This is a genomic window from Streptomyces sp. 13-12-16 (assembly GCF_002114215.1).
Classification (GTDB): domain Bacteria; phylum Actinomycetota; class Actinomycetes; order Streptomycetales; family Streptomycetaceae; genus Streptomyces.
The window spans coordinates 1-6,437 of sequence record NZ_NCTE01000357.1 but is presented as its reverse complement, the minus strand read 5'-3'; the positions used below and the strand labels follow the sequence as shown (position 1 = coordinate 6,437).

The window sequence follows — 6,437 nt, the reverse complement described above, 5'->3', positions numbered from 1 at the left end:
CGAGGCCGGCGTCCGCGACGCCGACGGCCGCCTGGAGTGTGCCGCGCTGCACGACCTGCCGCCCGCCGTACGCCGCCGTGTGCTGCGCCGCGCCGCCATCGAGGCCGGCGCGCCGGCCGGTTCGCTGTTCGCCCGCCACATCGAGGAAGTCGACCGGCTGATCACCGGCTGGCGCGGTCAGGGGGCCATCAATCTCCCCGGCCGGGTCGTGGCCCGCCGGCAGGGTGGCAGACTGGTGATTCGGCAGGGCTGAATCCGGACCCCACCGACCCGTACGAGTCGCGGGACGGACCGGACCGGCCGGTGGGACGACCGAAAGTGATGCGGGTGGACGCGAAAGACATGGGTGCCGACCTCGAGAAGGTACTCATCACCAAGGAAGAGATCGACGCCAAGCTGGCGGAGCTGGCCGCGAAGATCGACGCGGAGTACGCGGGCAAGGACCTGCTGATCGTCGGCGTGCTCAAGGGCGCGGTGATGGTGATGGCCGACCTCGCGCGGGCGCTGTCCACCCCCGTCACGATGGACTGGATGGCCGTGTCCTCGTACGGGGCGGGCACCCAGTCCTCCGGTGTGGTGCGGATCCTCAAGGACCTCGACACCGACATCAAGGGTCGGCACGTCCTGATCGTCGAGGACATCATCGACTCCGGACTGACCCTGTCCTGGCTGATCTCCAACCTCGGCTCGCGCGAGCCCGCCTCCCTCAAGGTGTGCACGCTGCTGCGCAAGCCCGATGCCGCCAAGGTCGCCATCGACGTGGAATGGGTCGGCTTCGACATTCCCAACGAGTTCGTCGTCGGCTACGGCCTCGACTACGCCGAGAAGTACCGCAACCTCCCGTTCGTCGGTACGCTCGCGCCTCACGTCTACGGCGGCTGAACCCCGGGGCCGGGCCCGCCGTACGTGATCGGGAACCCCGGCGGGCTCCGCGGCGTTGGAGCATGCGTGGACGCGATTGCCGGCTGTCCCCCGCAGCTTCGGGGGACAAAGCTGGGGTACCGTCCGAAGAACAGCCTTTATCAAACTCACTATGGCAGGAGGGACGGGGCGGCACCGCTCCGTATGGATGGACGTGAAGCGATACTTCCGTGGGCCGGTCATGTGGATCGTGCTGGCCGTCCTCGCCGTGGTCGTGTTGATGCAGGTCGTCGGCTCGTCCGGCGGCTACAAGACGGTGGACACCGGCGAGGTCGTCCAGGCGATCAATGAGAACAAGGTCGAGTCGGCCAAGCTGACCACCGGCGACGAGCAGATCATCAAGGTCCAGCTCAAGGACGGCGTCGAGGTCAAGGACAGCTCGAAGATCCAGGCGAGCTACATCGGCGACCAGGGCGTCACCATCGCCAGCACGCTGCAGGACAAGTTCCAGAACAACCAGATCCCGGACGGCTACACGGTTTCGCCGTCCAAGCAGAACGCGTTCGTGAGCATTCTGCTGTCCCTGCTGCCCTTCGTCCTCATCGTGGTCGTCTTCCTGTTCCTGATGAACCAGATGCAGGGCGGCGGCTCCCGCGTCATGAACTTCGGCAAGTCCAAGGCGAAGCTCATCACCAAGGACACCCCGAAGACGACGTTCGCCGACGTCGCGGGATCGGACGAGGCGGTGGAGGAGCTCCACGAGATCAAGGAGTTCCTGCAGGAGCCGGCGAAGTTCCAGGCCGTCGGGGCGAAGATCCCCAAGGGTGTCCTGCTCTACGGCCCGCCCGGTACCGGTAAGACCCTGCTCGCGCGTGCCGTCGCGGGCGAGGCCGGCGTGCCGTTCTACTCGATCTCCGGTTCCGACTTCGTCGAGATGTTCGTCGGTGTCGGTGCCTCCCGGGTCCGTGACCTGTTCGAGCAGGCCAAGGCCAACGCCCCCGCGATCGTCTTCGTCGACGAGATCGACGCGGTCGGCCGCCACCGCGGCGCCGGCCTCGGCGGTGGTCACGACGAGCGTGAGCAGACCCTGAACCAGCTCCTCGTCGAGATGGACGGCTTCGACGTCAAGGGCGGCGTGATCCTCATCGCCGCGACGAACCGGCCCGACATCCTCGACCCGGCGCTGCTGCGGCCCGGCCGCTTCGACCGCCAGATCGCGGTCGACCGCCCGGACATGCAGGGCCGCCTCGAGATCCTCAAGGTGCACCAGAAGGGCAAGCCGGTCGCCCCGGACGTCGACCTGTCGGCCGTCGCCCGCCGCACCCCCGGCATGACCGGTGCCGACCTGGCCAACGTGCTGAACGAGGCCGCGCTGCTGACCGCGCGCAGCGATCAGAAGCTGATCGACAACAAGATGCTGGACGAGGCGATCGACCGTGTGGTCGCGGGCCCGCAGAAGCGGACCCGGATCATGTCGGACAAGGAGAAGAAGATCACCGCGTACCACGAGGGCGGACACGCCCTGGTGGCGGCGGCCTCCCCGAACTCCGACCCCGTCCACAAGATCACGATCCTCTCCAGAGGCCGTGCCCTCGGCTACACGATGGTGCTCCCGGACGAGGACAAGTACTCGACCACGCGCAACGAGATGCTGGACCAGCTCGCCTACATGCTGGGCGGCCGCGCGGCCGAGGAGCTCGTCTTCCACGACCCGACCACCGGTGCCGCCAACGACATCGAGAAGGCCACCGGTGTGGCCCGTGCGATGGTCACGCAGTACGGCATGACCGAGCGGCTCGGCGCCATCAAGTTCGGCGGCGACAACTCCGAGCCGTTCCTCGGACGTGAGATGGCTCACCAGCGCGACTACTCGGAAGAGGTCGCCGCGCTGGTCGACGAAGAGGTCAAGAAGCTCATCGAGACCGCGCACAACGAGGCGTGGGAGATCCTCGTCGAGAACCGTGACGTCCTCGACAACCTGGTCCTGGCCCTCCTGGAGCGGGAGACGCTGGGCAAGGAGGAGATCGCCGAGATCTTCGCGCCGATCGTCAAGCGCCCGCCCAGGCCCGCCTGGACCGGCTCCTCCCGCCGTACGCCGTCCACCCGTCCGCCGGTCCTCTCCCCCAAGGAGCTGGCCCTGACGAACGGAGCGAACGGCGCGACGCCGGCCATCACCACCGTCAAGAGCACCGCGGCGGACCCCGCCCCGGCGCCGGAGCGGACCCCGGAGGAACGCCCCGAGAGCTGATTTCGAGGCTCCCGGTGGCCCCAACGGGCCCGGAATGGATGCCGCGCCCCCCTGGTTCTAGCCTGGGGGGCGCGGCATTTTGCGTACCCGCAGTTGAGACGCGTGCCCCTCACGCGCGAAGGCACAGGAACGAGGCACCCACATGACCGACCCCGTGACGCTGGACGGCATGGCCACCATCGGCGAGTTCGACGAGAAGCGGGCCCGGAACGCCGTACGTGAGCTTCTGATCGCCGTCGGCGAGGACCCCGACCGGGAGGGTCTGCTGGAGACACCGGCGCGGGTGGCGCGGGCGTACCGGGAGATATTCGCGGGGCTGTGGCAGAAGCCCGAGGACGTGCTGACGACGACGTTCGACCTCGGTCATGACGAGATGGTGCTGGTCAAGGACATCGAGGTGTACTCGACCTGTGAGCACCATCTGGTGCCGTTCCGGGGTGTGGCGCACGTCGGGTACATCCCGGCCACCAGCGGGAAGATCACGGGGCTGTCCAAGCTGGCCCGGCTGGTGGACGTCTATGCCCGTCGCCCGCAGGTGCAGGAACGACTCACCACGCAGATCGCGGACTCCCTGATGGAGATCCTGGAGCCGCGCGGGGTGATCGTGGTCGTGGAGTGCGAACACATGTGCATGTCGATGCGGGGCATCCGCAAGCCCGGTGCGAAGACCCTCACCTCGGCCGTGCGCGGTCAGCTGCGGGACGCGACGACGCGCAACGAGGCGATGAGCCTGATCATGGCGCGCTGACGCGCCGCACGCCGTGCGCCGACACGGGTGTGCCTGAGGCTCCGTGTCGGTGCGGGTGTGCTTCGGGCTCCGGGCCGGCGCGGGGGTGCCCGGGGCTCCGGGCCGCCGTGGGCGCGTCTTACGCCGCCGGTGCCGTGCCCGGGCCGTGGGTGTCGTCGTCCTCCGGGAGCTTGCAGACGCGCTCCAGGAAGATGGCCGCCGCTATGACGCCGATGCCCGCCAGGACCGAGAAGCCGGCGTAGATGGCCTGGTCACGGCGGGCGGGGATGTCCAGGGACTCCAGCAGGAAGACGCCCGTGCCGCCGTACATGCCGGCGACGAGCGCGGCCACCAGGGCGCTGGCCTGCCCGAACACGACCGCGCGGGCGGCCATCAGGGGGTCGACGCCCTTGGCGTCGGCCTGCCGCTCGCGCTGGGCCTTGAGGCGGGCGCGGATGGACAGCGCGGTGGCCGCGATGACCACCGCGATCAGGGCGAGGACGATGGGCGCGGCCACGGGCACGCTCGGAAGGGTCCCCAGGGAGTTCCAGAGGCGGGCGCCGGCCCAGGACAGGATCCCGGCCACGACGAAGACGCCTGCCAGCACCCTGATGCGCAGCTCTTTCACGGTGTCCCTTCGCGTTCCCCCGGACGGTGCCCCGGAATGTGGTCGTGTCGACCTTAACGGCTACTCCGGCAGCCGGAGTTCCAGGTCCGCGCGGGGCGTGACGCCCTCACGGGTGACCGCGCCGAGGAGATCGGTGACCGGGCCGCGGCCGGGCAGCTCCGCCCCGGGGTCGACGTCGTGCCAGGGGGCGAGCACGAAGGCGCGCTCGTGGGCGCGCGGGTGCGGGAGCGTGAGCCGCGGGTCGTCGGAGCGGAGATCCGCGTAGGAGACGATGTCCACGTCCAGGGTGCGCGGGCCCCAGCGCTCGTCCCGGACCCGGTGGAAGGCCTCCTCGACCGCGTGCGCCCGCTCCAGCAGGGAGGACGGGGGCAGGGTGGTCTTCAGCACCACCACCGCGTTGAAGTACGAGGGCTGGCTGCCGGGCTCGACGCCCCACGGCTCCGTCTCGTACACGGGGGAGACGGCCTTGACCCGGATGCCCGGGGTGTCCTCCAGGGCGTCCACGGCCCCCTGGAGGGTCTCCAGGCGGTTGCCGAGGTTGGCGCCGAGGGAGACCACGGCCCGTTTCGGATTGTGCAGGGTGGTGTCGGCGGCGTCGACCCGCTCGACCACGGAGGCGGGGACGGGCTGAACGGTCGGGTCGGTCTGGCCCTGGGTGGACGGCCTGGTCATACGCGGCTCCGGGTGATGGTGACGGTCACGTCGTCGAAGGGCACGGTGATCGGCGCGTCCGGCTTGTGGACGCACACCTCGACCTCCTGCACCACGTCGTGCTTCAGACAGACCTGGGCGATGTGCTCGGCGAGCGTCTCGATGAGGTTGAGCGGCTCGCCCTGGACGACCGCCACGACCTCCTCGGCCACGATGCCGTAGTGCACGGTCCTCGTCAGGTCGTCGTCGGCCGCGGCCGGCCGGGTGTCCAGGCCGAGGACGAGGTCCACGATGAAGGTCTGGCCCTCCTCGCGTTCCTTCGGGAACACACCGTGGTGCCCGCGGGCCTTCAGGCCGCGCAGCGCGACACGATCCACACGAATCACTCCTGCAGTCGTCGGTCCGGCCGGTCGGTGCCTGTGCGGACGGCACACCGGCCTGCACTCGAATCTACCCGCGGACACCGACAGCCCCGGTGGCCCGGGGGTGCGGGGGCCGGGGATTTCACCGCCCGTTTCCCCCGGGGAGGGCGGAGGCTCACGGAGTGGTGGCCGCCCCTGCCCGCCCCGTCGTGATTCCCACCACTTCCGGTGAGGGGACGACGGGCCATGAGGTCCGTCTACCCGCTCAGGCCGGAGTGTCGTCGTCCTCGGCGTCCTCGTCCTCGGCGAGGACCGGAGAGGCGTGGTGGGACCAGAGCTTCCAGCCGGACGGGGTACGCCGGAACACGTTGGTGGCGACGACGAGCTGGCCGACCAGGGGGCCGAGCTCCTCGCCGGCCTCGGGGGCGGGACCGCCGCTGAGGATGTTCTCGGTGCACGTCACCAGGGCGGTGTCGCCGGTGACGGAGACATGCGTGTCGGTGAGGAAGAACTGGATGTAATCGGTGTTCGCCATGATCAGGGCGTACGACCTGAGCACCTCGCCGCGTCCGGTGAGCACGGGCCAGCCGGGGTGCACGCAGGAGACCACGCCGGTGTCCGCGGGGTCGTGGTACGACTCGTCGACGCCGAGGTCGCCGGGGGTCAGCCAGAGCGACGCGACCTCTTCGAAGTCGCCCCTTTCGAGCGCCTCGTAGAAGGCGGTGTTGGCGGCCTCGACGTGCTCGACATCGGTGTGGGGTGCGCTCACCGGGCTCCTTCTGTGCCGTGCGCGCCGGGTTCGGGGGATGTGGCGTCCGCCGTGCGCGCCTGCGCTATGGCGCGGGTGACCCGTACGGCGTCCGCGGTGGCGCGTACCTCGTGCACGCGGACCGCCCAGGCGCCGGCCTGCGCGGCGAGGGCGGAGACGGCGGCGGTGGCCGCGTCGCGCTCCCGCGCGGG

Annotated in this window: 8 protein-coding genes and 1 pseudogene; 4 read left to right on the top strand and 5 right to left on the bottom strand. The window is 70.0% G+C overall.

The genetic code is table 11. The features are described 5' to 3' along the window. The 4 genes from B7767_RS15090 to folE form a co-directional block, all read left to right on the top strand. Positions 1-253 (top strand): TilS substrate-binding domain-containing protein (locus B7767_RS15090; RefSeq protein WP_179167154.1); only part of this gene is annotated, 253 nt, incomplete at its 5' end. 68 nt (positions 254-321) lie between these two features. After that, positions 322-882, top strand: a complete 561-nt coding sequence (gene hpt / locus B7767_RS15085; RefSeq protein ID WP_030863364.1) for a hypoxanthine phosphoribosyltransferase — start codon at positions 322-324, stop codon at positions 880-882. 187 nt (positions 883-1,069) lie between these two features. Then, positions 1,070-3,109, top strand: a complete 2,040-nt coding sequence (ftsH, locus tag B7767_RS15080) for an ATP-dependent zinc metalloprotease FtsH (protein ID WP_085572641.1) — start codon at positions 1,070-1,072, stop codon at positions 3,107-3,109. A 142-nt stretch (positions 3,110-3,251) separates the two neighbouring features. Next, complete coding sequence (gene folE / locus B7767_RS15075) at positions 3,252-3,857, top strand: GTP cyclohydrolase I FolE (RefSeq protein ID WP_073936730.1); 606 nt, start codon at positions 3,252-3,254, stop codon at positions 3,855-3,857. Between the two features lie 118 nt (positions 3,858-3,975). On the opposite strand, the gene B7767_RS15070 is transcribed toward folE, so the two are convergent. From B7767_RS15070 to B7767_RS15050, 5 genes and pseudogenes are all read right to left on the bottom strand, one after another. Continuing rightward, on the bottom strand, positions 3,976-4,464 hold the full coding sequence (locus tag B7767_RS15070; protein ID WP_085572640.1) for a DUF3180 domain-containing protein: 489 nt from the start codon (positions 4,462-4,464) through the stop codon (positions 3,976-3,978). Positions 4,465-4,524: 60 nt separating this feature from the next. Continuing rightward, the gene (gene folK / locus B7767_RS15065) at positions 4,525-5,136 is read right to left on the bottom strand and encodes a 2-amino-4-hydroxy-6-hydroxymethyldihydropteridine diphosphokinase (RefSeq protein WP_085572639.1); all 612 of its coding nucleotides are present in this window, start codon (positions 5,134-5,136) and stop codon (positions 4,525-4,527) included. After that, the gene (gene folB, locus B7767_RS15060) at positions 5,133-5,492 is read right to left on the bottom strand and encodes a dihydroneopterin aldolase (RefSeq protein WP_085572638.1); all 360 of its coding nucleotides are present in this window, start codon (positions 5,490-5,492) and stop codon (positions 5,133-5,135) included. Before folB ends, folK begins: the two co-directional genes overlap by 4 nt. 250 nt (positions 5,493-5,742) lie before the next feature. Beyond that, the gene (locus B7767_RS15055; protein ID WP_085572637.1) at positions 5,743-6,246 is read right to left on the bottom strand and encodes a nuclear transport factor 2 family protein; all 504 of its coding nucleotides are present in this window, start codon (positions 6,244-6,246) and stop codon (positions 5,743-5,745) included. After that, positions 6,243-6,437 (bottom strand): annotated as a pseudogene (locus B7767_RS15050) (dihydropteroate synthase); the annotation flags it as partial. The gene B7767_RS15055 and the pseudogene B7767_RS15050, both read right to left, overlap by 4 nt.

Coding starts and splice junctions, on each gene's coding strand:
- ftsH (WP_085572641.1), top strand. CDS start 1,070: ATGGACGTGAAGCGATACTTCCGTGGGCCGGTCATGTGGATCGTGCTG.
- folK (WP_085572639.1), bottom strand. CDS start 5,136: ATGACCAGGCCGTCCACCCAGGGCCAGACCGACCCGACCGTTCAGCCC.
- folE (WP_073936730.1), top strand. CDS start 3,252: ATGACCGACCCCGTGACGCTGGACGGCATGGCCACCATCGGCGAGTTC.
- hpt (WP_030863364.1), top strand. CDS start 322: ATGCGGGTGGACGCGAAAGACATGGGTGCCGACCTCGAGAAGGTACTC.